We start from the raw sequence: 26234 nt of genomic DNA, 5'->3' as shown, positions 1-26234 counted from the left end.
ATAATGATGACTGATTACAACAGAAACATAGTGCAGCTGACTGAGTCTTCGCCAAATAGAACACTGATTCGCGGGGCGACGATCCTAAGCATGGATAGCGTAATTGGGAACATGGTTCGCGGAGATATTCTTATCGAGAACGGTACGATTATCGCCGTTGGTGAAAATTTAGAAGCCGAAGGTGCAGCTATTATTGATGCATCCAATATGATCGCGATGCCGGGTATGGTTGATACTCATCGACATTCATGGGAAGGACAATTACGACGGATTAATCCGAATGCCGAAAGCTTAGAAGACTATTGCAACGCGACGCATTATTCTTTTGCCAAGTATTATCGCCCAGCAGATATGTACATCGGTAATTTGCTTACAGCTCTAGGTTGTATAGATGCGGGTATCACAACATTGATTGATAACTCACACAATAGTCGCAGTGCGGCCCACTCTGATGCGGCTGTTGAAGCTTTACTAGATGCTGGTATTCGGGCTGTACACGCTTCTGGTGCACCAGTAACAGGAGATTGGGATAGAGCGAACTGGCCTAGTAATCTCGAACGTCTTCAAGAAAAATATTTTAAAAATAGTAAAAACGGTTTGGTATCATTAGCTGCCATGGCTCAGTTAGAACCCGAATTATGGGCTGAGGCACGCAGATTAGGGCTACCAATCATTACTGAATTTTTTGGTGGGGAAATGGCTGCTGCATTAGAGGGTCTGCATCAACAAGGTCTGTTAGGGCCAGATAATATCTTTAACCACTGTACCTCGCTGCCAGATGCTGGATGGAAAATTTTGCGCGAAGCTGGAGTGCGAGTAAACGTATGCCCACGATCAGATGCTCACTATGGTATCGAAGACGGTATGTTTGCCATGCAATCGGCTCTACGTCATGGCATTAGACCTGGTTTGAGTGTAGATAATGAAACGTCTTATAGTGGCGATATGTTTATGGAAATGCGCGTAGCATTTTACTTACAGCGTGTAATGGGCATGCACCAAAACAAATGTTGTGGTTCGGCACATTCGCCAGTGACCTTTCAGGCGCAAAACCTTCTCAAAGCTGCAACGGCTGATGGTGCTACTTGTGCAGGTCTGCAAGAAAAAATCGGCAGCCTGACACCCGGTAAACAAGCTGACCTGATATTAATTCGAACGGATGACATTAACCTTTATCCGTCTGGTAATGCATTTGGCACGGTTGTTCATGCAACTGAACGCAGCAATATCGATACGGTGATGATTGGTGGAAGAATCGTTAAACGTGACGGTAAAGTGTTGGGTGTGGACAGTGAGCAACTTCGTGCAGCGATTGATGAATCTCGCCAGCATCTTTTCGTTGCGGCTGGTTATACTCCAGATATTTTTACCGAGACGTTTCTACCTCTGGAATAAGTTGTCTAAGAGGGAGCAAACAATATGTCTATAAATGTTATCTATTACCTCATGGCTTTTGGTGCGGGGCTGGGGATTACTCTACAAACCACATTGAATGGCCAACTGGCTAAAGGTATAGGCGGGAATTCTGTCGCTGCGGCATTATTTTCATTTACTGCTGGTGCGGTATGCCTTGGGATTTATTCTCTAATGCGAGGAGGAATAGCTACTTCGCTGATCGCTATTCCAACCCAGCCGTGGTGGACCCTTTTAGGTGGGGTTCTAGGTTCTTGCGCATTACTGAGCTACGTAGTCCTTGCACCTAGAATCGGGTTATCGGCTTTGCTGGGGCTGGCAATTGCTGGACAAATTATCTCGTCATTGTTGATTGATCATTTTGGATTACTAGGGGCGGCCGAACGACCAGTTTCCATGTTTAAACTATGTGGAACACTGGTCATGCTGATAGGTCTAGGGATTGCTCTTTTCGGTGACAGATAAGAGGCTTTAAAACCAATATTGTTGATATAAAGTGACTTCAAGCCATTCCAGTCATGGGGTGGCAATATATTTCAGTCATTAAAGACCAGTGAGCCACCTAAACATTTAACAAATCAACAGCAATCGATATTCACCATCTTTTTCAACAGGTGCTCGATGAACACAAGGCAAAACCTTTTGAGTTGGATGATCTACGGCCAAACGCCAAATATGTCCCGTGCCTAAATTTACAGGTTGGGCAGCGGGTTTAGGCTGATAATGCAAATCAAAAAAATACTCTGCCAAAAATGCTTCAAATTCAGCTTCTGGGCCATCATGTAATTCTTTGAGCTTTTCTCTAATTTCGGGAATTAAAACTTTTTGTTCAACCTGATTATTGGGCACAATATCACTGGCAGCGCCGTGATAGGTACATAAGAATGTATCGGTTTCAATTGGAGAGCGATCAACATGAAATGAATATACATCTGTTGAAATGAAGCCTAGCTCTTCATCGCGTTCATAATGTTTAAGTAAGTTAAGTACTGGCGATGCGCCGAAATCAGTTAACTGCTCGATATCTTCTAAAATAGTTTTTCTTGCCAGATTGCCTTTTTCTGAAAGTTGTAGCGCTAAAAGGTCTTCAACAGAAACTTCTGTAATATTTTCTTTTAAATGAAGTTTACTCACAATCTCTTTAAAGTCGCCAACCAAATTTCTGTGCCAGCAAATCGCATTTGTCTCTCCTTGAAACTTTGTATTTACAAGTTCAGGGAAACTAGACACTTGTCTAATTTGTTTGCTGTCAGAAAACGCATTCTTCATAGGAGAATTAAATAAAATAATAGAGCATGTCTAATATTATAGCCTGAGCTTAGCTAAAAAATATTCCCTTGCAATTTATTACGCCAGCTTAAACTTACTTCAGAAGAACATTATTTGCCTCTGAAGTAAGGTCTTTAAAGGTCGAGTAATTTATTTACCACTCATATTTAACACCCACTCGAAAATTAGTCGGAGCGCCGTAATAGCTATTTGTGGTGCCTAAATGGTATTTCTCATTAAATAAGTTATTAACATTAAAGTTGAGCATTAGATTATTGTTGACCTTATAACGTGCCATTAAGTCGACTAAAGCGTAACTTTCTTGAGTAAATCTACCTGTTGCAGAGACCGCATTTTTTTCATAGATTTCGCTTTGCCAACGAACACCGCCACCAATGGTCAGGGCTTCATCAAGATAAGGCAGGGTATAGGTGGTAAACAGTTTGACTGTGTTATTTGGCACACCGGTATTTAATCGGTTGTCTTGGCTATCTTTTGATAAGTTACGGCTAAAGCTTGTTGAAACTTGCCATAAATCAGTCAACTTACCTGTCGCTTCAATTTCAAAACCGCGACTTTTGGCGCCAGATTCTGTTCGATACGCTTGAGAACCATCTGGGGCAAATACATTAGTTAATGCGATCGCTGTATTGTCTTCTTCAGTTTGATAAATAGCAGCTCCGATATTCAACTGATTATCAAAAAACTCACCCTTAATACCCAGCTCGGTACTATTACCTATTAATGGGTCTATATATTCGCCTGTAACGGCTTTCTTATCTTGTGGTGAAAAAATATTGGTGTAGTTTGCGTAAGCAGTCCAGTTGTCAAAGAAATCATAGGTAATGCCCACATAAGGAATTACCTTGCCGCTTTCTTCTTGGGTTGTGTAGGTAGTTGTATTATCTGCATCTGAATGGTTGCCCGTTACGCGTTCCCAGTCTTCAATCCGTGTACCTAAAATAACCGCAAGATTGTCGGTGGCTTTAAGACGAACAGCACCAAAAATAGATTGGCTACGATCATCTCCACTGTACCAACCATCTATTTTTGTTTCGGGGCGGTTAGGTGTATTGCCATCCCAAGCAAAAATATTGTTTAGAGTGCCGTCCCATGTCATTCCGTTATTCCAGCCAGAATAGGTAGGACGTTTATTTTTACTTTTTGTGTAAGTCGTACCTAACACCACGTCATGAGTTTGATTAAACAAATCAAATGAACCATTCAAGGTTAAATTGAACAAGTCTTGAGTTGGACGATAATCCCAACGGGTTGCGTATAACATCGCTCCACTACCAGTAGCTTTATCGATCCCTTTACTTGAGAAGGTATAACCTACAATTTCATCTGAATCTGTAATGGTTCTAGACACTACACCTTTTAATTTCCAACGGTCATTAAATTGATGTTCAATATCAGCAAAGTAAGATGTCGTTGAGCGGTCTGAACCCGTCCAACTTGCTGCCGCTGAATCTGAACGGGACCAATTAATGAGCGTGCCATCTGTATAAAAGCTTGGCAAACCACCTCTAGCGACACCAGACAAGTCGATTTGTTGGTAACTTGCACCTAAACTTGCTTTGGTTCGGTCAGTTAAATCAGCTTCTACGACTGCATAAGCAACTTTGCGTTCTTCGTTGTAGCGGTCGAGATAAGAGTCAGACTTTTGGTAGGCAAAAAGAGTACGACCACGAATACTTCCAGACTCATTAAGAGGTGCGGAAACATCAATATCGGTACGATAAGAATCCCATGAACCAATGTCAGCACTCACCGAAGCCTTAAAGTCCTGTAATGGTTTTTTTCGGACCAGATTAATACTTGCGCTTGCACTGCCAGCACCTGTCATTAGGCCATTTGCACCTCGCACGACTTCGACACGGTCAAATAAAGCCATGTCTTGACTCTGGAAAATACTTGCATATGAACTCATGAGCTTCACGCCATCGAGTAAATAGCTATCTACTTCTTTGCCGCGAGCGTAAAGAGGTGAATTATCACTACCAATATTGCCGCCTTGTTTAATAGAGAGTCCTGCTGCTTGACTGACAACATCGGTTAATTGGGTGAGATTCTGATCTTTCATTTGTTGGTTGGTGATTACGCTGACCAGCTGAGGTGTCTCTTTTAAACTTAAAGCTAAGCCTGTAGAGGCAGTAGTGGCTTTCGCGGTATATAAACCTGAACCTTCGGTTGTTAAATTTTCACCATGATCAGCATTAACATGAATCGTTGCTAAATGAGCCGTACCTGTTTCACTGCCTGCCGTATCAAATTCATTATTGTTATTCGCTTTTGTTTTAATGGCTTCTAACTGAAAAACTTTGGGTTCAATTGGAGCGGGTGGAGCCTTCACTCGGATGCTGTAACCACCATTGTTGACTTTAACGGCTTCAAATGGGTGACTTTGTAATAACAGACTTAAAGCATCTTCAACAGCGTAATTGCCGTTAAGCGCTTTGCTTTTTGTTTTTGAAAGACTGGCATTATCGTAGCTAATGGTTGTGCCTGTTTGAATTGCCAGTTGCTTAATGGCCTGATTAAGCGTGCTCTGCCGAATTGAAATACTGTAAGTTTGCGCAGCGTAAATAGACGTTGAGGTAAGCGCCGTGACCACCAATGGCGTACTCCATAGCACTGTACGTATAGCCAAAGCCAATTTACTTTTTGCTTGATAATCCTTCATGTGGTCTTCTCGACAGGGAGTTTATTTCTCTATAAGTCGAACCAGATCAAAAAAAGGGTCACATTTTTTTATCTTTTTTAATATTTAACAAATAGGGACTGTAATAGGTCAGCTCAAGTTGATGGCTATAGGCCAAAGTTTCTAAGCTTTGCTCAGGGTTCTTTAGAGAAAATACGCCAGAAATTTTTATATTTTTTAATTCAGGGTCAAGATGGTAAGTTCCTTTTTTATAACGAAATAGCTCATCCAGCACTTTTTGAAGTAGCCACTGATCTACGACCAAAAGCTGTTGGGTCCAATAGGGCTGATCGTTATCGAGAGGAAGAGCTTTTGAAATATATTTTTCATCAAAAAAAGCACGTTGACCTTGTTTTAATATTTGGCGTTTAGATGACTTCTCGGGTTCAATTGCGACCGCATGTTTATAGACTTTGACTTTGGTCTGTTCGCTATTTTCTTGGCGAACCGTAAATTGAGTACCTAAGGCTTCTACTGAACCATTCTTGGTTTCGACAATAAATGGCCGATGTTGAGCATCCTTTGCTGTTTCAACATAAATTTCCCCATCAATCAGTTTTATCTGACGTTTCTCTTGCGTGAAATGTACATCGACATAGCAATCACTTGCCATAATCAGTTGTGAGCCATCTTTTAACGATACTTTTCTAATTTCACCCACTTTGGTGTGGTAGTCCGACTGCCATTTTTCCCAAGGTATGAAATAGGCAGACAAACCAACGATGACTAAACCTGAAAGGCTTAACAGCATATTGCGTTTTGCAGCAAGATTAAATTTTTGATTAGACTGAACTAAAGCTTCGGAAGGGAAGTTACCTGCAAGGTTTGATAAACCGTGGCTAAATTTTTCCATTTGCTGGAGTGCTAACTGGTGTTCTTTTTTTTCGGCTTTCCACTGCTCAAATTGTTGTTGCTGTAATGCTGTCATTTCACCCGAATGTAAGATTACCAACCAGTCTGCGGCTGCATCTAAAACATGAGGAGGAATTTTATTAATAGCTGACATACAGTAGAAATTTGAGCGCGTTGAAAGGGGTTAATTATAGAGGTCTATACAAGCCAAAAAAGCTTGTTTCATATCTCTTTTCACAGTGGCTTCAGAAATATTCATTTTTTCACTAATTTCTTTATAAGTCATGCCGTCTAGCTGAGACATCAAAAAGACCTGAGCCGTGCGGGTAGGCAGTTTTTCTAATATTAAATGAACCTGATATAGGGTTTCTTGAATATAAACTTCATGTTCAGCAGAGGGATAATATTCTTCTGGAAGATGCTGTAGGGCATGAAGATATAGGTTTTCAATATGCTGACGACGCCAATAGTCAATCATGACATGTTTGGCGATGCCCATAAGCCATGCCTGTGGTTCCTTAATTTTTTTAAAACAATATTCACTTTTTAAAGCACGATAAAACACTTCCTGACTCAGATCTTCAGATTGATGATGGTGCTGAAGTTTGTGTTTAAACCATGATAAAAGCGTAGTTTGCTGAGAACGGTAAATTTGGCTAAACCATACCTGTTTCTCTACATTGAAGTTCATAGCGGCGGAGTCCACAAATTGGCAATGAGTAGCACAATTAAACACACAGTTAAATTATTCTTAAATAGTAATGATAATTATTATTAATATCAATAAATAGAGTTCTATATTCTAAAAATTCTTATGCTCTAATTTTTCGCTACTTAGGGCCTGTACCTTAGTCTCAGACGCATGTATCGTTAGGGGATAATACTTTAAAATAATAAGGTGACTGAAAAACAAAATTATTCAATTAAACAACCGGACTGTGCCACCACAATTAAAACAACACCCACCTCAAGATGAGTCATATAAAAATAAATAAAACATGAGGTTTTATTGATGAAAACTGACAGGGTATATCACTGATCAAGCTTGGGGTTTATGAAGAAATATTTTACGGTTGATTTATTTATGATAGCTTCGTCTTACTTTAAAAAACGCAAAAAAAATTACTGTACCGTAAAAGATCAGCAGCTTACAATCGCAGCAAAAGCAAACATCTTTATTTGTATTATTTTTTGTTTGTTTTGGACCATATATTTTGCATTTTCACAAATGTGGTTAATTGTTTATATGGACATCTTTTTTACACTGATCTCCATATTTAGCCTTTTTCTCATTTATATAAACCGCATTTCAGCGGGTATTCTCCTCTCACAATCGGTTCTTCTCGTTTTTCCAGTCGTTTTTTGCCTATTTTTTGATATAGCTACCGTTGATCGTCCACAGGTAGCTCATTTGTTTTTACCCGCTGGGGCGATATTGGGGTATTTGAATTACCGCAGAGACCCAAGTTATTTACAATTCATTTTAATTTTATTGTCGATTGGGTGTTTTATATTTTTTAGTGGCAGCTCTTTTAATCTTGAGAGTGCTATACCGCTATCTGAAGATATTCGTGATCATGGCGGATGGATTGCAACTTGTGTTGCGACACTCATGATTTGCATTTCAATTTATACCATGCAATTAGAGATACAAATAGAAAACAGCATGGTGAAAGACTTACGATTAGCGCTTGCTAAACAACAGTTTGAGCTTTTTTATCAACCACAAGTCAATGCCTCTGAAACACTGATAGGTGCGGAAGCCTTATTAAGATGGCATCATCCTGTTTCAGGATATATTCCTACAAAAGATTTTATTCCATCGGCACAAAGTTTTGGCTTAATGCCAGAGATTGGGGAATGGGTATTGGCTCAAGCCTGCAAAATTTTACAAGACTGGAGCAAAAAAGCCGAGACTAAAGATCTTACGCTTTCAATCAACATTAGTCCTGATCACTTCATGCAACCAAAGTTTGAGCAAACTCTGATTGGGTTGATTCAGCAATATGACATCAATCCATCTCGGCTCATATTAGAAATTACTGAAAATATTGCTTTAACGAATTGTGTGAGTATGATCGAAAAAATGCAGTTCTTATCTAAACAAGGAGTTCAGCTTTCTCTTGATGATTTTGGTACAGGTTATTCATCTTTAAGCTATCTACAAAAAATGCCCATCAGCCAAATCAAAATTGATCGTAGCTTTGTACAGGCAGCATTGGATGATAAACGCAGTAATAAATTAGTCACTGGCATTATTAAAATTGGTCTGGATTTAAACCTTCGCGTGTTAGTAGAAGGCATTGAAACTCATGAACAATTTAGTGCTTTTAAAAGTAATGGATGCACTGAGTTTCAAGGCTATTTGTGGGGATGCCCCATGCCTTTAAATGACTTTTTAAAACTGTTATCTCATTTCAAAAAATAGGCAAAACAGGTATTTCAGCAGTTAAGTATAGAAAGTAAAAAGAGAGTTAATATTGTTTAGAAAAATTTAAATTAATTTTAAATATGTAATACCAGCTAAACATTCATGGTGAAAGATACGGATATTTATTAAACGGATCACATCATGTCAAGCTTTAAAATAAATACACTTCTACTTTCTCTTATCTCTTGTTCAGTCTTTTTTACGGGGTGTAATGATAGCAATAGCTCAGATGATAATTCCGCAGCAAACCAAGAAATACCAGCGGTGCCAAAGGGTATTGGCTTTGAAGATACTGCTCCAGTTCCATCAAATATCACCACCATTGTAGATTCGTGGACGACCAATCAACGTGGTGATGCACGATATGCCACGGTTGAAACAAATGCTGGCGTACGTGTGCTGAGCGGGTTTTTAGATGTATGGACGCCTTCAAGTTTATTTGTAGATGCAGGCCAATCTGCTGAGGCAAGAGATGGTTTTCCGGCTGTAGTCGAATCAAACTGGACAGGTTTACCGGGCGACAGTACGGACGGTATAAAAAAGAATGCAGATGTATTGAATTACAACATTAACTATTCAATTCAAACTACGCATAAACGTACAGATGAAGAAGCTATTCGGGCCTATTTAGATGATAGACGTGGAAAAAGTTATAGCGTAACGACAGGAATGGGAGCATTAACCGATCCTTGGAGAAAACTCACAGGGCAGACCACCACAATCAATTCAGTGCCAGCCGACGCTGCACAAGTAAAATATGATGACAAAGGAAATAATAGTGGGCTGACTACGGCCGATGGAAATGCCAATTTTGGTAAAGTCGTTGAATTTGTGCAAGCGATGGGAAATAACTCATCGACAGAGCCAGCAAAACGTTTTTATAAATATGCTCGTCCGTGGCGCTGGAGTTCAGAAGTCATTGTTGTACCTAGTTTAGAATCGGCAAAAAGTAGTTCACCTACAACTGACGGTGGTTTCCCAAGCGGACATACTGCCGAAGCTGGCCGAAATGCAATTGCGATGGCCTATTTAGTGCCTCAACGCTATCAGGAACTCGTTGCGCGTGGTCTAGACTTGGGTGATTCACGTATTATCGCGGGAATGCATTCAGCGATGGACGTGATTGGCGGACGACTTCAGTCGATTGCTGCAGATGTTGCAAACTTAAATGCGATGACTGTTGAGCAACGAAAAGAAGCTTATCTACAAGCTCAAACACAGCTCATGAAAGAAACCAACAGCTCAACATTTGAATCGTTTTATAGTTTGGCTAAAACACCTTATGACGCGAAAGACCGTTTCGCCGATCTTGAAAAATTAAAACAGCAGGTTAGCCACTGGATGACTTATGGTTTTAATCAAATTGGCGATAAAACAAAAATAGCGACGGTGCCTAAGGGAGCTGAAGTTTTATTGGAAACTCGACTTCCTTATTTAACTGCCGATCAGCGCCGTGTAGTTTTGAAATCGACTGCGCTTGCGTCAGGTTATCCAGTCATGGATGACGTCGAAGGTTATGGTCGCTTAAACCTGTTTAGAGCGGGTGCAGGGTATGGCAGTTTTGATGGTGATGTAAATCTGGCCATGGATGCCAATTTAGGTGGCTTTAATCAATATGACCAATGGAGTAATGATATTACGGGTGCGGGTAAACTGACCAAATCAGGTACAGGAACTTTAGCACTGACAGGAAATAACTCATTTACTGGTGGTATTGATTTAAAACAGGGTGGTTTAGAAATATTGTCTGAGCATGGTGGTGGTCAAGGCGATATTTACATGCATGAAAACAGCTTATTAAAAACCAACTCAGCTAAAACAGTTATCATTGCGGGTAATTTAACTCAGCTTGCAGGGACCACATTTAACATCACTTTTAAATCGAATGTACTTCCAGCAGTTCAGGTGGCAAATACCCTTACTTTAAATGGAACATTGCAGCTCGTCACAAAAGATAATTTAGCAGCAGGAACTTATACGGTGTTATCAGCTAAAAAAGTCCAAGGCACCTACAAAAAAGTGACACTCAACGGCAAGGATATTACGCCAATCTATCAAAATAATAGTGTTAAGTTTACGGTGTCATAAGTTGAGTATTGAAGCTTATTCTTTGCATATTGACCTATAGGGTTAGTCTGCTAAGACTCTTTGGTTCTGCCACTATAACTTTAATGTAGTGGCAGAACTCTAAATCTAAGAGATATGTCTTTGTCACAATGAATCCAACTCAGGATGTTCCAATACTTGGTGTAAGCACTTTATAAATATTAATATTTCTACTCTTTAAATAAATTTGAATTAATCATGAGTGGTAAACCAAGACTACTTAATAGACTAGTCCGAGAATTTGGTACATTCTTGCTTTCTAAATCAATAAGCTCAATAAATTCTTTATTAAACTGTTTTCTAGGATACTTTTCTAAAATTTCCTTTTGAAAAGATAGAGGGAGTTTATATAGACCATCGCTAATCACATCACAGGATGCGCCTTGTTGTAATAGCGCAATTTCTACAGGGTCAGAATGATCTATATAGCCGTTCATATGTAAGCAGATAGCATCTTTAATGACTTCACTTTTCTTCTCATCAAAGCTTTGTTCTTTAGCCTTTAGCTCAAATTGTTTAGCACTCTCATAGGTAAAACAGTTACAACCTTTACTATGAATATGTTGCTCAGTTAAGCCAATATCATGAAAAAGTGAGGCTATTAAAAGTGATTCATCATCAAATTGCTGTTTTTGTATATGGCCTAGGGCAGCTCCCCAGAAATAGGTTCGCCATGAATGATTATAGATAGATATACTTGCTTTAGTTTCGAGCTCATCAAGCGCGACTTTAACCATTTGACTATCTGGTATTACGATCTGATCAATATCAAAATCATGAGAAGTTTTGAATCGAAAGTAATTTATTTTTATAGAAGCCATAACACTTGGCAGTATAATTTTTTGAATTAACTTAATTTTATCTTTGAAGCTGAGCTGACCATTGGTAGCTTGCATCCAGTGATACGAACCAATTCTTTTAGTTTTCATTATTAGATCTCATTTTAGAGTAATTGCTCTAAAATATTGCTATAAATGATTTTTTGCAAGTTGTATCTTTTAAGACCTCGATGGAGCTTTGATTGATAGGCGTTTTATAAACCTCAATTTAACAATAAATTTTAATTATTTATCCTTACTTTTTAATGATCTATTTTAAAGCAAATGTCATTTTGTGTGCTTGACTGAAAGAGGGCGGGCTACTATCCTTTGCCTGCTGGCCTACATTGCCAGTCGGTTTTAGCAGACCGTATCAAACGTACATTAGAAGTTTCGTGCTTCTAGTGTTGAGCCCTCGTGCCCCCTCTATGGCGGAACGGAGGGGGACACCTTCGGGTGTGCTGGCCACGTTTGACCAGTCTGCTAACCCCTTTCGTTCTGCCACCATAATTCTAATGTCTGGCAGAACTCCCAATAAAAAGGAGTTGGCTTTGCACATCCATTATTTCTTGGCAGCCTTTGCCAAAAGCTATAACGACACAGCTTAAACGTTTAAAGCAGTTTGATCGCCGTAAGGTTTTCAGGCTTTAAATTACTTCGTCTTAAAACTTAATCAACAATAAAACTTGAGATGTGCCAAGCACAGTCTTACGGGCTTTGCTGTGCCTTTTTTCTCCCAAAAAAGTATCTCATTTAGAAACAACAATAATTTCTAACGGTAAGACTATGCCAAATTTAGTTCTCTCAACACGTGCTATTCAAGTCATCAATAAGTCGATTGATTTATTTCACCATCGTGGCTTTCATACCGTTGGGGTAGATAGAATCGTTAAAGAGTCAAAAATTCCGAAAGCCACTTTTTATAATTATTTTCACTCTAAAGAGCGATTTGTTGAAATCTGTTTGATCGTACAAAAAGAACGTTTAAAAGAAAAAGTAGTTTCAATAGCTCAGTACGACCAAGGCACAAACGTGAAGGATAAACTCAAGAAACTTTATTACCTACACACAGATTTAGAGGGAATGTACTACCTATTATTTAAAGCATTTTTTGAAACGAAACTAGCCTATCCAAAAGCCTATATAACGGCAGTGAGATATAGAACATGGCTGCTTAATGAAATTTATAGCCAGCTTATAAAACTCAAAACCGATGCTACCTTTCAAGACGCTAAGCTATTTCTATATATGATTGAAGGTGCAATTATTCAGCTTCTAAGTTCGGATGTGGCAATCGAGCGGGAGAGAGTGCTTGAGTGTTTTTTTGTGGGGGGTGGGTGAGGGGAAATATTATAAGTTTATTGATCAGAAACTCTGTGTAATGATTAGAAGTTATAAAAGTATATCAATAGTGAAGAGAGTTTAGAGCTTAGTGAGCAATCAAATATTGAAAGATGAAACGTTCTTAAGTGAAATATCAACTTACAGCATATTTTATGCTTTTCATAATCAGAGTTAAAAAATGATATGTTTAATTGTTCCACATGATCAAGAAGCTGTTAAAAAACATGATTATGGTAAAGATGATCCAAATACCATGACAATAGTCCCCCTAGAAGAAGATAAGATTAATAGCTTATGGGATATAGGATACTTCGATGAATTAAATAATAAATTTGGATTAATGATTAGCACAGGCGAGGACGAAAAAATTACGGGTCAAGAGGTTTTGAAAGATGTACTTAGTACTACAAATCAATATATAAGTGATTATCCAGATATTGAATATTTATTTATTCTGAAGTCTTTACTTGAAATGGCATTAGAAAAAGAGACAGAGTTGAATATTTATATATAGAGAATATTAGGATTCTAGTAAGCAATTATTTTTAATTGAAGAGTATAAGTGAATGTTTTATAACCTAGATTGTCATGAAATTTTAACTTGATATTTAACAACGGGAATTTTAGAATCCGCCCAACTAATTTTTAGGAGCTTCAATGTGAGTACTTGCTCGAGTGACAATAGTCGATCGGTAATAGTCTAAGTATCCACTGAAGTCCTGACAGACCTCTTTTTGTGGATGCAAGAAGAGGTTTTTTATTTTCATCTTTTCATTTCTATTATTAACCCATGATCTAATTATGTTGGGTTGCAGTACTTGCATGTGCTCCATGACTTATGGGAGTGATGCCAGTGTTATTTACTTTAAAGAAACGCTCACTTATTTCTAGTTTCTGTTTATTCGTATTATCTAATGCAAGCTATAGTGGACGACCTATGGTTGTTGACGATGCGGCTCTTGTTTCTCCAAAAACTTGTCAGCTAGAAATATGGGCACAGCATAACTCTGACAGCAAAGAATATTGGGCAACACCAGCCTGTAATTTTGGTGGCAATTTTGAATTTGCTGTAGGGATGGGGAGAGTAAATGATGATACTGAGCATGTCAGTTATGCAACTCTACAAGGTAAGACCTTATTAAAGCCTTTAGAAACGAATGATTGGGGAATCGGCTTTTCTTTTGGCACTCAAATCAATACTAAGGATTCTTCAAAGAAAGATTGGACGGTTAATGTTCCTTTAAGTCTTTCTACTTTGGATGATAAGTTTTTAATCCATGCCAATATGGGATGGTTACGTGAAAATACCACACATAAAAATCAAACCACGTGGGGAATTGGAACCGAAACACAACTTACTCATCCATTAACGCTCACTGCCGAAGTATATGGTAATGATCGAAATGATGCCTTTTACCAAACAGGTATTCGATACATGGTCTATAAAGACTTAGTTCAAATAAACGCAAGTTATGGCGACCAAATTTCTCATCACGATAATACTTTTTTCTCTGTCGGGTTTGTATTTCTCACAAAGCCATTTTTACCTTAATAACTTAGAAATATCGCAAAGTTTCCTTCAGAAAGTGCTCTTTTAAACATAAAAGAGCACAGTAAAAATAAGTATATATTTCATATAAGGAAACTTTCTCTCTCATCTTTTGATTTCATCTAAAACATAGAGTAAAGTTCGTTCACAAGATATTAAATAAAATGAATGGCTTGTTATGAATATTATAAAAGGTACTAATTTTTGGAGATTACTTTCTATTATATTAGGTTTTATTATTTTTCTAGGATTGTATTATTTTTTTATTGTATATCCTAAGGATACAGAGCAAGCCAGAATAAGATTTTCAGAAGAAGTCATGGCTTCTTTTTTTTGGATGGACTTATCTGATGAAGTGGAAATAAACAGTATTATTTTAAAAGAAGGGCTAGAGTTAAACTCCATTAATGATGAGATATACATTAACGATTTGAATGGATTAAGCTCATTTTATGTTTGGAATGGTGAACATAAAGAAATGAAAGATGTCTTAAATAAATATTCTGAGTATTCATATTTTGGTAATAAGGGCATTCGAGGATTATGCTTAAAGCTTATGTTTGTACAACAATATAATCAAAAAATTCAGCAGAAAAATTATTCTTCACCAAGGCTATTAGCATCAAAAAATATTAATAAACGTAATCTGGAAACTATCTCTCCATGGTTAAATGATATGAAGGCTTTTGATGAGTTTTATAAAGCTAAGCACATGATTCCAAATTGTAAAATATAGATATGTCTTCTAAAAATTTTCTTTCTACGATTGCACGGAAAAGTAAAGAAAATAGAGGAAATATAGCCTTATGCTCTATTCTTTTTATTATTCCTTTATTTGTATTTCCTGCTTATCCAAAAAATGAATGGCAGTACGAGCTATATCAATACATCACACAAACTATGCATGTGACTATTGGTACAAAAGGCCCACTACCGTTTTTTACGATTCTTTATAGCATTTATATAACCATAGTCATGTTCTTTTTAGGCTGTGCAGTATGCTATTTTTTTATTAAAGAACACGGGATTAATAAAGCTTATCAAGAAGAAATTTATAAATTCTTTTTTAAAGCCGAGTTTGAATCTTCAAAAAAATACCCTTGGTTAGAAAAGCCTTTAGTTAAAAAGACATTGGTCTCAATTACATTTGCTATATGTTTGATTATGGGAGTTTTTCACTTTATTGATGATGATATTTCTCAGCACAGACCTAGACGTAAAGGTGGACTTATAGCATTTAGTTATAATTACAGAGTGGGGGTGATGTTCTGGGAAATAGCAGTCAGCTTATTTAGTATTTTCCCGATTTTTTATTTTGGCTTGTTATTCTTATATATCATTAATTATTTTTTCCGCGGGTTGGGTACGGGTAAGGTGGTTATTCCTTTAGAAGTGCCAAGCAAAAAACGAAAGAGAACTAGAAAGGTCTGATATTTTTCTTTTGAACTGGTTAAACGCATTTCACTCAATCTATCAACAAATGTGACAGAATCTAACTTTTTATATCGTGTAAATAACGCTATCTTGATTGGACTTGAGCACATCCTTTTGAAGTGTTCGTCTTTTCGTTAGATTTTTAGGTATTTAAAAAATGAATAAAATGCACGTAACTTTAGCGGTCATTATTGGTTTAATTGTTGGTGGTGTAATCGGTGCTCTAGGCTACTCTAAAACTGCTGCGCGTTATGACGCGATGACGACAGCATGTGTCATGGTAAACCAAGCAGTTGAACATGGCATCTTGAAACCAGAACAAGTGAAAGAGCTTGGTGAGCTAACAGGACAAAGCCTTAAAAAAGATTATGAGTCAGTTGCCTCTAAATTTAAATTTTCTGAAAAACAATTAGGTAATGCATCTGAAGGTTCTAATTGTAGTCAGTTTATTGTTGGGGTAAATGCCGCACAATAACCATTTAGAAGCCCACAGTAAGTGGGCTTTTTTATAATGTTTAGTTAGGGCAGCTACAATATTAACTGAACATATCATGTATAGACTGCTATAATAATGATCAATTCAAAATCTGAAATATAAGCTTGCCTAAAGGCAGGCTTTTTGTATATGTAAACAAGTCTGCTAGGAAATATGAAACGCTATTTAAAACAAACTGAATCGGCTACGACTAATTGGACAACAGAGCAAGACTGCTTTTTGATCGAAAATAATTCTCTCTCAATTTGCGAGCTCATCGAGCATTTACCTTTTTCTGAAGAAGAAATACGAGTGCGTCGAGCTGTTCTGGGTTTAGTGAGACGAGATAAGCAAATGAAAGCATATTAATTTTACCAAATGGTAAAAATAATATGAAAATAAATGTTTCAAACTTTCTCTATTCAACCATGCATTTTTGCGGATGAGTTATCAAAACCATAATTTTTTTCGATATTTTATTGGTGCGATTTACATAAAACGCCAACTACTTACAAACAAGTTTAATAAGGTTACCTTTAATTACACGCGTTTAAGCATAATCAAATACATAAGACATTCATAGATCAGAACTTTATAACAATAGGACGGAGAGAGGTTAATGCCAAAGTATCTAGCTGTAGCCGAAAAGGTTTATAAAAATATAAAAAAAGATAGCTTATTCACTGATGACATTACTCAGAACCTTAACTGTTTAATTAGTCAGATTCGAAAAGCCATCAAAGGAACTGAGTTTAAGCTCAAGTTCAACTATATCGACTTTGAAGAAAACTTAACGAAACCGTTAAGTGAATGCAAAGTTCAAATTGATCTGAGTGTTATGCCAAAGTTCGTAAATGAAGGTGAATATCTTCTTTGGTTAGCTGGATTTATTGAGCGAATCACAGAAGGTGGAAAACCAAAGTTACCGCCAATTTCGCACTTTTTACCACCAGGTTTTAAGATGTCGAAAGATGCGTTTCCGGTCACTGTTGCTCCTCCAAAAGAAGAGCATGCAGACATGATTATCAATTATTTTAAATCTGAGGATTTTATTAAAACCAATAAAACTCCTTCATAAAAGAATATAGAAGTAAACGTCCACCTTACTTCTATATCTGCTGGTTTAAATTCAGCGACCGCCTTCTGGGGCGGTTTTTTTTGACTTAAAATTGATCATTGCTTAATTGTGATAACTAGAAAAATTTAACTTCAACAAAAGTCTTAAATGTATATAAATATGAAAATAAAAAATGTTTTTAATAAATATCAATTGCTTAATTATATTTGTCGGTAAAGTAAAAAATACATTTTTCACATTACTAATGTACCAAGTAACGCAATTAAACATTTAGCAGTTCATAATCTTTAAAAAAAGAGAAAGTGAACGATATGAATGAAAATGCAGAGCTTATAAAATACATTGACGTTGCTGAAAACGTCTATGAACGTGTCTATGAGAATAATCAAGTTTCAAATAATTTGATTGTTAACCTTAACCGCATCATGGCGGAAATCAAAAAACAGGCCCAAGAAAAAGACCTAAAGTTAAAATATAAGTCGATTGACTTTGAATATTGCTTGAGTTTGCCTTTGGCAGATCGAGATATAAAAATTGACCTTAGTTTGATGCCTCACTTTGAACATCGTGATGAATGCATTTTATGGCTAACCAACTTTATTGGAAAAATTAGTGTGCCTAAAAAGATGACGAGACAAAAGCTAAATTTTCATTAAAGTTTTTAGATTTAAAGCGATATAAGTCATTACTAAAAAACTAACTGCCTCTATGCTTAAACAGTTATGCTTTATTACAGATCGATATTTCATAATTAGAAAATGACAGAGTGCTTTAAAATGAAAACGTTTGCATTAACCTTTGCTGTTTTAGCCTCGTTATCTACCTATGGTCTAGCCAATGACTCTACGGGTTACATGGGTACAGGTGGGATTCAATATCTCAAAAACTCACAGATTGCTATGCAAAGTGAAGATCTATTCATCAGTAAAAAACTGATTAAGGTCGACTACCTCTATAAAAACTTAAGCAATAAAGACGTAACGGAAACGATCTTATTCCCGTTACCACGCATTGATAATTTTTTTGAGTCTGATTTTGCTCACACTGAACAGCTTTTAAAAAGTTTTAAAATTGTGGTGGATGGTAAAAATATAAAACCTGAGATGCATGTCAGAACTTTTATTCAAAAAGATGAAAAATCTCCCCTGATTGATGCTACGGATGAGTTTAAGCAATGCGGTTTTAGTGAAAAAGAGATGCTAAATCCGTGGACTCGTACTAACTATGATTATGAGTATTATGTAGATAAGCTAAAACAATGTAATAAGCCGCAAATACAGAAAATTTTAGCCAAATTTAAAAAAGATGATGTGATTCCGTGGTCATCTCAAGTGATCTATAGTTGGAAGCAGACCTTTAAAGCAAATGGTTTGACTAAGATTCATCATGAATACAAACCTTTGGTCGGTGGCTCTGTAGCTCTCTATCCAGATGAATATAACCAGCAATTTTGTATGGATAAACAATTTAAGCAGGGCTTAAAAAAAGCCAGTGCAGAAAATTCGCCGTTTAGTGCTTTGGGTTATATTTTAACGACGGGTGCAAATTGGGCAAAGCCAATTGAAAACTTTAAGCTCACCATTGAGCGTGATAAGGATGAACTGGTTTCATTTTGTTGGGATGGGCCAGTTAAAAAAATTAGTCCAACTCAATTTCAAATGACCAAGACTAAGTTTGTACCTAAAAAAGACCTAGATATTATTTTTGTCAGAGTTCGATAATTTGATACCAGCTTCTGGTTTGATCATATTGTCTCACTATCAATTGTGTGTCATGAACCAGACATGGCACACAATAAGAAAAAAGATGCTCTATGTTGCTGCATGTAGGATTGTTGGCGTAATGATTAATTAGAGCAGTTTCTTTTTAATCCAATAATCTAAACTGAAATAACGGCCGCCTCCAAGAACAAGCAGTGCGAGTAGCATGACCAAATACGTAGCGGCAAACTCAATTCCATTATTTAAAATTACAAACGAGCCACTGGAAGTAAGCCAGTCATAATTGCCGTAGGTTTGTAATATTTCACGAGCTTTCTCTAACTTTTCAGCCGAGGCCAAGACCTGCATGTTTGCAAAGGGTGCATTTGGATCAGCAATGGCTTGCCATCCGTTCGGTAGATGGACCGTAAATATGGCAACCAACATGGTAATCATGAGCGGGATGCTAATTAAGCGTGTAAAGAGGCCAAATGTTAATAGTATTGCACCTGCTAGCTCCGCCGTTGTTGCAAGTAATGCCATTAAATATGGAAAGGGAAGTCCTAAACCTCCATCTGAGTTGCCAAACCATTCTACAATGTCATTAAAGTGCATTAATTTATTTGTGCCAGCCATCCAAAATATAGGAACTAAATACAATCGAAGAGCCAGAGCTGCGATGCCGTCTGCATGTTGTAGAGTTTTACCCAGTTTTTGATAATATTGAGATAAGCCATAAATAAAATTCTTCATGATAATTTCACATCCGATGCGATTGAATATTAATTAGTCGGATAAAAACTGTATTTCTTACATAAAAAAAATTTTATTTACGGTGTAATAAAAAAGGATTTGGTCCGTCTAACTATACGTACAAATGTACAAACCGAGAATTTATCTTTAAAGGAATACTAACATGAACAAGCTCAATTCAATGACTTCGGTAGCGGCATTATTAGCACTTTCAGTTGCTGGCGCTACACAAGTGGCGGTAGCAGCAACCCATACAACAACCGAAGCACATGCAACCAAAGCAGCAGATGGAAAATGCGGTGAAGCAAAATGCGGTGCTAACAAAATGAAAAACCACGAAAAGTCTGCCGAAGCAAAATGTGGTGCAGATAAAAAAGCAGCTGATGGTAAATGTGGAGCAACCAAAAAAGCAGCGGATGGCAAGTGCGGTGCAGATAAAAAAGTCGCTGACGGTAAGTGCGGCGCTAAGTAAACAATCTGATCATGGATGATGTCGGCCTTCTAGTAAGTGCCGGCATCGTTTCCAAAAGGAGAAATCACCATGATGGATTTGTCAGGCGTAGGGCTGGGTTTAAGGCGTGATTTTATAGATTCGTTTTTAGATGCAAAAACATGTCCCGATTTTATCGAAGTTGCTCCTGAAAACTGGCTAGGTTTTGGTGGTCGACATGCGAAATTACTCGCACAGTGTGTTGAAAAAGCCCCATTAATTTGTCACGGCCTGTCATTGTCTATTGGCGGTCCTCATCCACTCAATCTTGAATTTATCGGAAAAATAAAAAGCTTTTTAGAACAATATGATGTCTCTATTTATTCTGAACATTTAAGTTATACAAATGATGGGGGCTATCTATATGATTTGTTGCCAATCCCCATGACCGAAGCGGCTGTTAAATATGTCGCTGAACGTATTTTACGTGTTCAAGATATTTTAGGAAGACGATTAGTCATAGAGAATGTTTCTACTTATTTAATGCCCAATGCCCAAATGGGTGAGGCGGAATTTATCCGTGAAGTCCTTCTATATGCAGACTGTGATTTGCTTCTGGATGTAAATAATGTCTATGTCAACAGTATTAATCATGGCAGTGATGCATTTGCATTTATTCGGGACATGCCAAAAGAAAGAATCCGTTATTTACATATTGCTGGACATGAACAAGTTCAGAAAAATTTATTAATTGATACGCATGGCGCAGAAGTTTGTGATCGCGTATGGGAACTATTGAGATATACCTATCAAGTGTGTGGTGTGAAGGCAACTTTACTTGAACGCGACTTTAATATTCCATCATGGCAAGAGCTAGAAGAGGAGCTAGCCAAAATTAAAATAATTCAACAACAGGAGAGTGGCTATGAAGGAAAATCAAATATCCTTTCAGACCATGCAACAACAGTTTTGTGACTGGATTAGAGATCCTGATTTGGAATTACCTCAAGCTCTTCCTGCCGGACGAATGCATATTTATCGAGACTTACTTTTTAATAATGTCTGTTCATTTATTGATTTAGTTTATCCCGTGGCTCGTGCGATGTTGCCAGAGTTAAAGTGGCAACAATTACTCTCGGAGTTTTTTCAAAAAGCCCAGTGTCGCTCGCCTTTGTATAATGATATTTCTCTTGAGTTTAGAGAGTATTTGACAGATCAGCAGCACCCGATATTGCAAGAATACCCTTGGTTGGCTGAGTTGTTGCAGTTTGAATGGCTTGAGTTGTATTTAGACACTGTTGAAATTGAAAAAATAGTTTTGCAGGAAAACTGTGATTGGCAGTTAACCACAAAGGTATGGGTATTGGTTTATCAATATCCCGTTTATACATGGACAATTTTAATGACTCCAGAACAGGCCGAGCCTATGCCTGGAGCAATTATGGTTTGGCGAGATGAACAAGACAAAGTGTGTATTGAACAGCTTTCGCCTTTGTTTGCTATGGTGATTGAACAGTTGACTCAAAATGTAAAGTTAACTGACCAAGATATTCATACACTGATTCAATCTGTACTCACTGATTTATCTGAACATGATATTTATTTGCAGATTCAAGAACTAAAAGCACTGTTAACTCGAATGCGATTGATTCAAACTCCCCATGATTTTAAAGAGGTATAAGGATGACTTCAGCCGTGGCATCAGATCATGAAGAAATAGGGGATCAGCTGCATAATCCAGCCTTTTTACAAGACTTAAGACAGCAAATGATAAAATTTGCTTTTTTACAGCTTTCTTCTCTTCCTCAAGCTGAAGATGTGGTGCAAGAGGCATTAACGAGTGCTTTCCAGCATTTAGATTCATTTAAAGGACGTGCTGCGTTTAAAACATGGGTGTTCGCGATTTTAAAAAATAAAATTATTGATGTGATTCGGCAAAAATCGCGTTTGGTCTCAATGACAGAATTATTTAAAGATGAGGAAAGTGAACTGAGTATTGATGCACTGTTTGATGCTTCCGGACATTGGCATAAATATGAAGCGCCTCAAGCATGGCAAAGCCCTGAAGAAATGATGGAGCAGGCAGATTTCTGGATGATTTTTGAAGCTTGTTTAAATCATTTACCTGCCAAATATGCTCAAGTTTTTATGATGAGAGAGGTGATAGAGCTGAGTTCTAATGAGATTTGTAGCAAGTTGGAATTGTCTATCTCAAACTTTAATGTGTTGATGTATCGGAGTCGTACCCGACTACGTGAATGTTTAGAAAATAAATGGTTATTGAAGGAGGATTGTTCATGCTGACATGTCGACAAGCCACTCAACTGTTGTCTGAAAAGCAAGATAGACCATTGTTATTACGTGAGCAAAGTGGTTTACAACTACATTTATTGGCGTGCCGCTCATGCCGCCGTTATTCAAAACAGATCAAAACAATTAGTCAGCTTTCTAAAGCATTTAAAAATTTGGATGGCTAATTTTATTTAAAAATTTATTTATTGCTAGCCTAATCACGCTAACAACTCCCATACTATAAAAGTAAAGGAGTTTTTTAAGACAGGATGAAACGTGAATTTAAAGAATCTTGAAGCATTTTATTGGGTTGTGACTTTAAAGAGCTTCAATAAGGCCGCGACTAAATTACAAACCACCCAGCCTGCGGTCTCTCAAAAAATCACATCTCTTGAAAATGAATTAGGCTTTAAAGTTTTAGATCGAAGTTATCGGCAGCTTAAACCAACACACAAAGGCTTAACTTTATTTAAGTACGCCGAAAAATTTATGCGACTAGAGACCGATCTGGTGGCTGAACTGACTGAAAATCAGCACCTGACTGGCACCATTCGTTTGGGCGTTTCCGAAACTATTGTTTATACATGGTTGGTTGAATATATCGAAAAGGTTCAGCAAGAGTTCCCAAAAATTTCAGTAGAAATTGTGGTAGACCTTACGCCTAACTTACAAGAAGGTGTTCGGACAGGTGACTTAGACATGGCTTTTTTACTTGGGCCTACTTTAGCTTTTGAGTGTATTGAACAAGCCTTGTGTGACTTTGAACTCAGTTTCTTGGCTTCACCGTCGTTTAAAGGTGGAGTTGCTCAAATGTCTTTTAAAACTTTAATGTCACATACCATTTTAACTTATCCAAAAATTACCTATCCCTATAAAGAATTGAAAGCACGAATGAAAGAGCAAGGGATTGATGAACCACTTTCAATTACCAGTTATTCATTGGCAACGCTGTTGCGTTTAGCCGAGCAGGGCTTAGGTATTGCTGTGGTGCCGACCTTAACAGCACTAAAAGAAATTACTGATGGGCGACTAGAAATATTAAATACGCCTATTCAGTTAAAGACGTTTCATTTCACCTCGATCTACATTCAAGGAAACGATGTTGCCTTAAAAGAGAAATTGACCGAAGTTGCGGTTAAGGTCTCTGAATGCGCTATGAAAAGACTCAATGAGCAAATTAAAAAATAAGCTGTTTTTGTGTGTCTTTTATCCCTATTTTTTCTTATTTAAAAAAGCTGTTTTGTATGTAAAACCATAAAAGCAGCTTATTAACTTCAATAAGTAAAGCTTATCCTGATTTTCTAATAATTAATAAATCATTAAAAATCAAATATTTGATTTTTTAATTTTATGTAAAAAGTCTTATTGTCCGTAGGGATTAGCTATGTTTTTATTTTAGACACAAGATTTGATCACCGATTGTGTTAATTGGGGAACAGGGAATCTTTGTCATTTTAAAGGATTAAAGAATATCGTTTGGGACGAAAAATGGTGTTCTTGGTTCAACTTGAAAATAGCGTTGTTAAGCTCAAATGGATGAGGAACGCATTAATATGTCTTTACTGAAATCTTCTATTTTATCAGATCGCCAATGGGCCATTGTGGCCTCGATCTTTATGATGGCGACCTCTGCAATGGGGCCTGGATTTTTAACCCAAACTGCTGTATTTACAGTCAAGTTAGGCGCGGCATTTGGCTTTGCCATTTTAGTTTCCATTCTGATTGATTATGTGGTTCAACAAAACATTTGGCGTGTGGTGACACTTACTCAAATGCGTGCATCTGATATTGCCAATAAAGCATTACCGGGTAGTGGTTATTTACTGGCGTTTCTGGTGATTTTAGGCGGGTTTTTCTTTAGTGTCGGTAACATTGCCGGTGCAGCTTTAGGTTTAAATGCGCTTTTTGGCCTAGACACAAAGTGGGGCGGTATTTTAAGTGGTGCATTAGCCATTTTGATTTTTGCATCAAGAAAAGCAACGCTTGCCATGGATAAAAGCATGATCGTGTTGGGATTGCTTAAAATCCTCCTGATTATTATCGTTGCTGTCATTGTAATGCCCCCTGTTGGGCAAGCTGTACATCAAACCTTTGCTCCAGATCAGATCGACTTTGCCATTATTACCACCATTGTTGGCGGTACGGTTGGTGGCTATATCTGCTACGCGGGTGCCCATCGTTTACTCGATAAAGGCGCTGTTGGCCCTGAAAATATTGATGAAGTTGCTAAAGCTGCAACCAAGGGCATTGTTGTAGTCGGCATCATGCGCTATGTGTTGTTCTTGGCTTTTTTAGGTGTGGTGGTGAGCGGGGCAACCATTGATTTAGCCAGCCATGACGCCAATCCGGCAGCTCAAGCATTCCAATATGCAGCGGGTACATTCGGTTTTAAATTATTCGGCTTAATTTTCTGGGCAGCGGGTATTAGTAGCACGATCGGCGCAGCATATACTTCAGTGTCATTCTTTACTGCTTTTAAAAAGAACTTAACACCAAAACAAACCAACTATACGACCATTACCTTTATCGCATTGGCTCTATTGCTCTATGTATTATTGGGTGCGACTCCGGCAGGTCTACTCATTTTCGTAGGTGGTTTTAACGGTTTGGTGTTGCCAATTGGCCTTACAATTTTTGTGTATGTTGCCGCGTGCCGTAAAGATTTAATGGGTAATTATAACTATCCAAAATGGTTGCTTATTTTAGGTGGATTAACATGTCTGTTAACGTGGTGGATGGGCTATATGTCGTTTACGGCTGTATTTAACTATTTGACCAAGCTTTAAGCCAGACGTTGTTAAGTAATAAAGGAATAATGCCATGTTTGTAGATTTAAATAGTGATTTGGGTGAAAGCTTTGGCTCATGGAAAATGGGTAATGATGACCAGATTTTACCTGTCGTGACCAGTGCCAATATTGCTTGTGGTTTTCATGCGGGCGACCCACTCGGCATCTTAAAAACGGTTCGTAAAGCTGTTGAGCTTGGTGTGACTATTGGGGCCCATGTGTCTTACCCAGACCTTGTAGGCTTTGGCCGCCGTAATATGGATTTGTCACGTGACGAATTGATTGCCGATGTGCTTTACCAAATTTCTGCACTCGATGGCTTGGCGAAAGTGGCAGGCTCAAAAGTGCAATACGTTAAACCACATGGCGCGCTCTACAACACCATTGCACATGACCAAGCTCAGGCAGCAGCCGTGATTGATGCGATTAAAATGTATAACCCTGAACTGGTCTTAGTGGCTTTGGCTGGGTCGAACTTAGTCGAACAGGCACGAGCTGCGGGTTTAAAAGTTGTATCTGAAGCATTTGCAGACCGTGCTTATAACAGCGATGGTTCATTGGTTTCCCGACGTCTAGAAGGTGCGGTTTTACACGACTCGGCATTTGTTGCGAGCCGTGTGGTGTCTATGCTTAAAAATGGTGGAGTTGAGTCAATTGATGGTGTATTTACCCCAATTCAAGCCGACACCATTTGCCTACATGGCGATACCGACGGTGCGCTAGAGATGTCGGCTGCCATTAAAGCCGAGCTTGTAAAAAACAATATTGAAATCCGCCCATTTGTAAATAAAGCATAAG

At 37.8% G+C, this 26234-nt stretch carries 28 protein-coding genes; 22 read left to right on the top strand and 6 right to left on the bottom strand.

Annotated elements, in window-relative coordinates:
- Nucleotides 1–6 precede the first annotated feature (6 nt).
- Nucleotides 7–1395 carry an amidohydrolase family protein gene (locus AC52J8_RS11665; RefSeq protein WP_032038359.1) on the top strand — a complete coding sequence of 463 codons (1389 nt, stop codon included), beginning with the start codon at nt 7–9 and terminating at the stop codon, nt 1393–1395.
- Between the two features lie 24 nt (nt 1396–1419).
- Entirely contained in the window at nt 1420–1878 is a 459-nt protein-coding gene (locus AC52J8_RS11660) for a DMT family transporter (RefSeq protein WP_214288748.1), read from the top strand.
- Between the two features lie 105 nt (nt 1879–1983).
- Here AC52J8_RS11660 and AC52J8_RS11655 read toward each other — a convergent pair whose 3' ends face one another.
- From AC52J8_RS11655 to AC52J8_RS11640, 4 genes are all read right to left on the bottom strand, one after another.
- Complete coding sequence (locus AC52J8_RS11655) at nt 1984–2682, bottom strand: DUF1826 domain-containing protein (RefSeq protein ID WP_032038354.1); 699 nt, start codon at nt 2680–2682, stop codon at nt 1984–1986.
- Nucleotides 2683–2836: 154 nt separating this feature from the next.
- Nucleotides 2837–5368 carry a TonB-dependent siderophore receptor gene (locus AC52J8_RS11650; protein WP_496538784.1) on the bottom strand — a complete coding sequence of 844 codons (2532 nt, stop codon included), beginning with the start codon at nt 5366–5368 and terminating at the stop codon, nt 2837–2839.
- 58 nt (nt 5369–5426) lie between these two features.
- Nucleotides 5427–6392 (bottom strand): FecR domain-containing protein, encoded by a 966-nt coding sequence (locus AC52J8_RS11645; RefSeq protein WP_496538783.1) that lies wholly within the window; start codon nt 6390–6392, stop codon nt 5427–5429.
- A gap of 30 nt (nt 6393–6422) precedes the next feature.
- Nucleotides 6423–6929, bottom strand: a complete 507-nt coding sequence (locus AC52J8_RS11640; protein WP_141316225.1) for a sigma-70 family RNA polymerase sigma factor — start codon at nt 6927–6929, stop codon at nt 6423–6425.
- Nucleotides 6930–7292: 363 nt separating this feature from the next.
- Between AC52J8_RS11640 and AC52J8_RS11635 the strand changes: the two genes are divergently transcribed.
- Both AC52J8_RS11635 and AC52J8_RS11630 read left to right on the top strand, forming a co-directional pair.
- Nucleotides 7293–8666 carry an EAL domain-containing protein gene (locus AC52J8_RS11635; protein ID WP_496538782.1) on the top strand — a complete coding sequence of 458 codons (1374 nt, stop codon included), beginning with the start codon at nt 7293–7295 and terminating at the stop codon, nt 8664–8666.
- Between the two features lie 144 nt (nt 8667–8810).
- On the top strand, nt 8811–10757 hold the full coding sequence (locus AC52J8_RS11630; RefSeq protein WP_086265105.1) for an acid phosphatase: 1947 nt from the start codon (nt 8811–8813) through the stop codon (nt 10755–10757).
- 188 nt (nt 10758–10945) lie between these two features.
- Here AC52J8_RS11630 and AC52J8_RS11625 read toward each other — a convergent pair whose 3' ends face one another.
- A complete protein-coding gene (locus AC52J8_RS11625; RefSeq protein WP_086400053.1) occupies nt 10946–11704 on the bottom strand; it encodes an HD domain-containing protein in 759 nt (252 codons plus the stop codon).
- A gap of 675 nt (nt 11705–12379) precedes the next feature.
- Between AC52J8_RS11625 and AC52J8_RS11620 the strand changes: the two genes are divergently transcribed.
- The 10 genes from AC52J8_RS11620 (at nt 12380) to AC52J8_RS11575 (ending at nt 19194) form a co-directional block, all read left to right on the top strand.
- The gene (locus AC52J8_RS11620) at nt 12380–12934 is read left to right on the top strand and encodes a TetR/AcrR family transcriptional regulator (protein WP_086400052.1); all 555 of its coding nucleotides are present in this window, start codon (nt 12380–12382) and stop codon (nt 12932–12934) included.
- A gap of 181 nt (nt 12935–13115) precedes the next feature.
- Nucleotides 13116–13451, top strand: coding sequence for a hypothetical protein (locus AC52J8_RS11615; protein WP_086400051.1), 336 nt, complete (start codon nt 13116–13118; stop codon nt 13449–13451).
- Between the two features lie 333 nt (nt 13452–13784).
- Nucleotides 13785–14489, top strand: a complete 705-nt coding sequence (locus AC52J8_RS11610; RefSeq protein WP_086400049.1) for a PA4824 family protein — start codon at nt 13785–13787, stop codon at nt 14487–14489.
- 175 nt (nt 14490–14664) lie between these two features.
- On the top strand, nt 14665–15222 hold the full coding sequence (locus AC52J8_RS11605; RefSeq protein ID WP_032038331.1) for a hypothetical protein: 558 nt from the start codon (nt 14665–14667) through the stop codon (nt 15220–15222).
- A 2-nt stretch (nt 15223–15224) separates the two neighbouring features.
- Complete coding sequence (locus AC52J8_RS11600; RefSeq protein ID WP_086400048.1) at nt 15225–15917, top strand: hypothetical protein; 693 nt, start codon at nt 15225–15227, stop codon at nt 15915–15917.
- 160 nt (nt 15918–16077) lie between these two features.
- Nucleotides 16078–16395: a hypothetical protein gene (locus tag AC52J8_RS11595; protein ID WP_005070099.1), complete on the top strand. Its 318-nt coding sequence runs from the start codon at nt 16078–16080 to the stop codon at nt 16393–16395.
- 174 nt (nt 16396–16569) lie between these two features.
- Nucleotides 16570–16764 carry a hypothetical protein gene (locus tag AC52J8_RS11590; RefSeq protein ID WP_005070097.1) on the top strand — a complete coding sequence of 65 codons (195 nt, stop codon included), beginning with the start codon at nt 16570–16572 and terminating at the stop codon, nt 16762–16764.
- A gap of 250 nt (nt 16765–17014) precedes the next feature.
- On the top strand, nt 17015–17473 hold the full coding sequence (locus AC52J8_RS11585; RefSeq protein ID WP_017387211.1) for a hypothetical protein: 459 nt from the start codon (nt 17015–17017) through the stop codon (nt 17471–17473).
- Between the two features lie 311 nt (nt 17474–17784).
- Entirely contained in the window at nt 17785–18129 is a 345-nt protein-coding gene (locus AC52J8_RS11580; RefSeq protein WP_086265097.1) for a hypothetical protein, read from the top strand.
- Nucleotides 18130–18249: 120 nt separating this feature from the next.
- A complete protein-coding gene (locus AC52J8_RS11575; RefSeq protein ID WP_203079914.1) occupies nt 18250–19194 on the top strand; it encodes a DUF4424 family protein in 945 nt (314 codons plus the stop codon).
- A 129-nt stretch (nt 19195–19323) separates the two neighbouring features.
- On the opposite strand, the gene AC52J8_RS11570 is transcribed toward AC52J8_RS11575, so the two are convergent.
- Nucleotides 19324–19926 carry an HvfX family Cu-binding RiPP maturation protein gene (locus tag AC52J8_RS11570; protein WP_032038324.1) on the bottom strand — a complete coding sequence of 201 codons (603 nt, stop codon included), beginning with the start codon at nt 19924–19926 and terminating at the stop codon, nt 19324–19326.
- A gap of 163 nt (nt 19927–20089) precedes the next feature.
- Here AC52J8_RS11570 and AC52J8_RS11565 point away from each other — a divergent pair, with 163 nt between their 5' ends.
- The 8 genes from AC52J8_RS11565 to AC52J8_RS11530 all read left to right on the top strand — a co-directional run bounded on the left by AC52J8_RS11565 (nt 20090) and on the right by AC52J8_RS11530 (nt 26233).
- On the top strand, nt 20090–20398 hold the full coding sequence (locus AC52J8_RS11565) for an HvfA family oxazolone/thioamide-modified RiPP metallophore (RefSeq protein WP_002122109.1): 309 nt from the start codon (nt 20090–20092) through the stop codon (nt 20396–20398).
- Between the two features lie 69 nt (nt 20399–20467).
- On the top strand, nt 20468–21331 hold the full coding sequence (locus AC52J8_RS11560; protein WP_086611313.1) for an HvfB family MNIO-type RiPP peptide maturase: 864 nt from the start codon (nt 20468–20470) through the stop codon (nt 21329–21331).
- The gene (locus tag AC52J8_RS11555; RefSeq protein ID WP_086400045.1) at nt 21282–22037 is read left to right on the top strand and encodes an HvfC family RiPP maturation protein; all 756 of its coding nucleotides are present in this window, start codon (nt 21282–21284) and stop codon (nt 22035–22037) included. The genes AC52J8_RS11560 and AC52J8_RS11555 overlap by 50 nt, the downstream gene beginning before the upstream one ends.
- A gap of 2 nt (nt 22038–22039) precedes the next feature.
- The gene (locus AC52J8_RS11550) at nt 22040–22660 is read left to right on the top strand and encodes an RNA polymerase factor sigma-70 (protein WP_005076757.1); all 621 of its coding nucleotides are present in this window, start codon (nt 22040–22042) and stop codon (nt 22658–22660) included.
- Nucleotides 22654–22833: a zf-HC2 domain-containing protein gene (locus AC52J8_RS11545; RefSeq protein WP_017400102.1), complete on the top strand. Its 180-nt coding sequence runs from the start codon at nt 22654–22656 to the stop codon at nt 22831–22833. Before AC52J8_RS11550 ends, AC52J8_RS11545 begins: the two co-directional genes overlap by 7 nt.
- Before the next feature lie 91 nt (nt 22834–22924).
- Nucleotides 22925–23836, top strand: a complete 912-nt coding sequence (mumR, locus tag AC52J8_RS11540; RefSeq protein WP_014206319.1) for a LysR family transcriptional regulator MumR — start codon at nt 22925–22927, stop codon at nt 23834–23836.
- A gap of 344 nt (nt 23837–24180) precedes the next feature.
- Entirely contained in the window at nt 24181–25434 is a 1254-nt protein-coding gene (locus AC52J8_RS11535; protein ID WP_086400044.1) for an NRAMP family divalent metal transporter, read from the top strand.
- Nucleotides 25435–25468: 34 nt separating this feature from the next.
- Nucleotides 25469–26233, top strand: coding sequence for a LamB/YcsF family protein (locus tag AC52J8_RS11530; RefSeq protein ID WP_000496072.1), 765 nt, complete (start codon nt 25469–25471; stop codon nt 26231–26233).
- Nucleotide 26234 lies beyond the last annotated feature (1 nt).

The organism is Acinetobacter sp. S-1, assembly GCF_059579785.1.
Note: the sequence above shows the minus strand (reverse complement) of the source record. Positions and strands in the feature narration are given on the sequence as shown.

Excerpts from the sequence above, each read along its gene's own strand:
- AC52J8_RS11665 (WP_032038359.1), top strand. The coding sequence starts at position 7 with ATGACTGATTACAACAGAAACATAGTGCAGCTGACTGAGTCTTCGCCA.
- AC52J8_RS11660 (WP_214288748.1), top strand. The coding sequence starts at position 1,420 with ATGTCTATAAATGTTATCTATTACCTCATGGCTTTTGGTGCGGGGCTG.
- AC52J8_RS11655 (WP_032038354.1), bottom strand. The coding sequence starts at position 2,682 with ATGAAGAATGCGTTTTCTGACAGCAAACAAATTAGACAAGTGTCTAGT.
- AC52J8_RS11650 (WP_496538784.1), bottom strand. The coding sequence starts at position 5,368 with ATGAAGGATTATCAAGCAAAAAGTAAATTGGCTTTGGCTATACGTACA.
- AC52J8_RS11645 (WP_496538783.1), bottom strand. The coding sequence starts at position 6,392 with ATGTCAGCTATTAATAAAATTCCTCCTCATGTTTTAGATGCAGCCGCA.
- AC52J8_RS11640 (WP_141316225.1), bottom strand. The coding sequence starts at position 6,929 with ATGAACTTCAATGTAGAGAAACAGGTATGGTTTAGCCAAATTTACCGT.
- AC52J8_RS11635 (WP_496538782.1), top strand. The coding sequence starts at position 7,293 with ATGAAGAAATATTTTACGGTTGATTTATTTATGATAGCTTCGTCTTAC.
- AC52J8_RS11630 (WP_086265105.1), top strand. The coding sequence starts at position 8,811 with ATGTCAAGCTTTAAAATAAATACACTTCTACTTTCTCTTATCTCTTGT.
- AC52J8_RS11625 (WP_086400053.1), bottom strand. The coding sequence starts at position 11,704 with ATGAAAACTAAAAGAATTGGTTCGTATCACTGGATGCAAGCTACCAAT.
- AC52J8_RS11620 (WP_086400052.1), top strand. The coding sequence starts at position 12,380 with ATGCCAAATTTAGTTCTCTCAACACGTGCTATTCAAGTCATCAATAAG.
- AC52J8_RS11615 (WP_086400051.1), top strand. The coding sequence starts at position 13,116 with ATGATATGTTTAATTGTTCCACATGATCAAGAAGCTGTTAAAAAACAT.
- AC52J8_RS11610 (WP_086400049.1), top strand. The coding sequence starts at position 13,785 with ATGCCAGTGTTATTTACTTTAAAGAAACGCTCACTTATTTCTAGTTTC.
- AC52J8_RS11605 (WP_032038331.1), top strand. The coding sequence starts at position 14,665 with ATGAATATTATAAAAGGTACTAATTTTTGGAGATTACTTTCTATTATA.
- AC52J8_RS11600 (WP_086400048.1), top strand. The coding sequence starts at position 15,225 with ATGTCTTCTAAAAATTTTCTTTCTACGATTGCACGGAAAAGTAAAGAA.
- AC52J8_RS11595 (WP_005070099.1), top strand. The coding sequence starts at position 16,078 with ATGAATAAAATGCACGTAACTTTAGCGGTCATTATTGGTTTAATTGTT.
- AC52J8_RS11590 (WP_005070097.1), top strand. The coding sequence starts at position 16,570 with ATGAAACGCTATTTAAAACAAACTGAATCGGCTACGACTAATTGGACA.
- AC52J8_RS11585 (WP_017387211.1), top strand. The coding sequence starts at position 17,015 with ATGCCAAAGTATCTAGCTGTAGCCGAAAAGGTTTATAAAAATATAAAA.
- AC52J8_RS11580 (WP_086265097.1), top strand. The coding sequence starts at position 17,785 with ATGAATGAAAATGCAGAGCTTATAAAATACATTGACGTTGCTGAAAAC.
- AC52J8_RS11575 (WP_203079914.1), top strand. The coding sequence starts at position 18,250 with ATGAAAACGTTTGCATTAACCTTTGCTGTTTTAGCCTCGTTATCTACC.
- AC52J8_RS11570 (WP_032038324.1), bottom strand. The coding sequence starts at position 19,926 with ATGAAGAATTTTATTTATGGCTTATCTCAATATTATCAAAAACTGGGT.
- AC52J8_RS11565 (WP_002122109.1), top strand. The coding sequence starts at position 20,090 with ATGAACAAGCTCAATTCAATGACTTCGGTAGCGGCATTATTAGCACTT.
- AC52J8_RS11560 (WP_086611313.1), top strand. The coding sequence starts at position 20,468 with ATGATGGATTTGTCAGGCGTAGGGCTGGGTTTAAGGCGTGATTTTATA.
- AC52J8_RS11555 (WP_086400045.1), top strand. The coding sequence starts at position 21,282 with ATGAAGGAAAATCAAATATCCTTTCAGACCATGCAACAACAGTTTTGT.
- AC52J8_RS11550 (WP_005076757.1), top strand. The coding sequence starts at position 22,040 with ATGACTTCAGCCGTGGCATCAGATCATGAAGAAATAGGGGATCAGCTG.
- AC52J8_RS11545 (WP_017400102.1), top strand. The coding sequence starts at position 22,654 with ATGCTGACATGTCGACAAGCCACTCAACTGTTGTCTGAAAAGCAAGAT.
- AC52J8_RS11535 (WP_086400044.1), top strand. The coding sequence starts at position 24,181 with ATGGATGAGGAACGCATTAATATGTCTTTACTGAAATCTTCTATTTTA.
- AC52J8_RS11530 (WP_000496072.1), top strand. The coding sequence starts at position 25,469 with ATGTTTGTAGATTTAAATAGTGATTTGGGTGAAAGCTTTGGCTCATGG.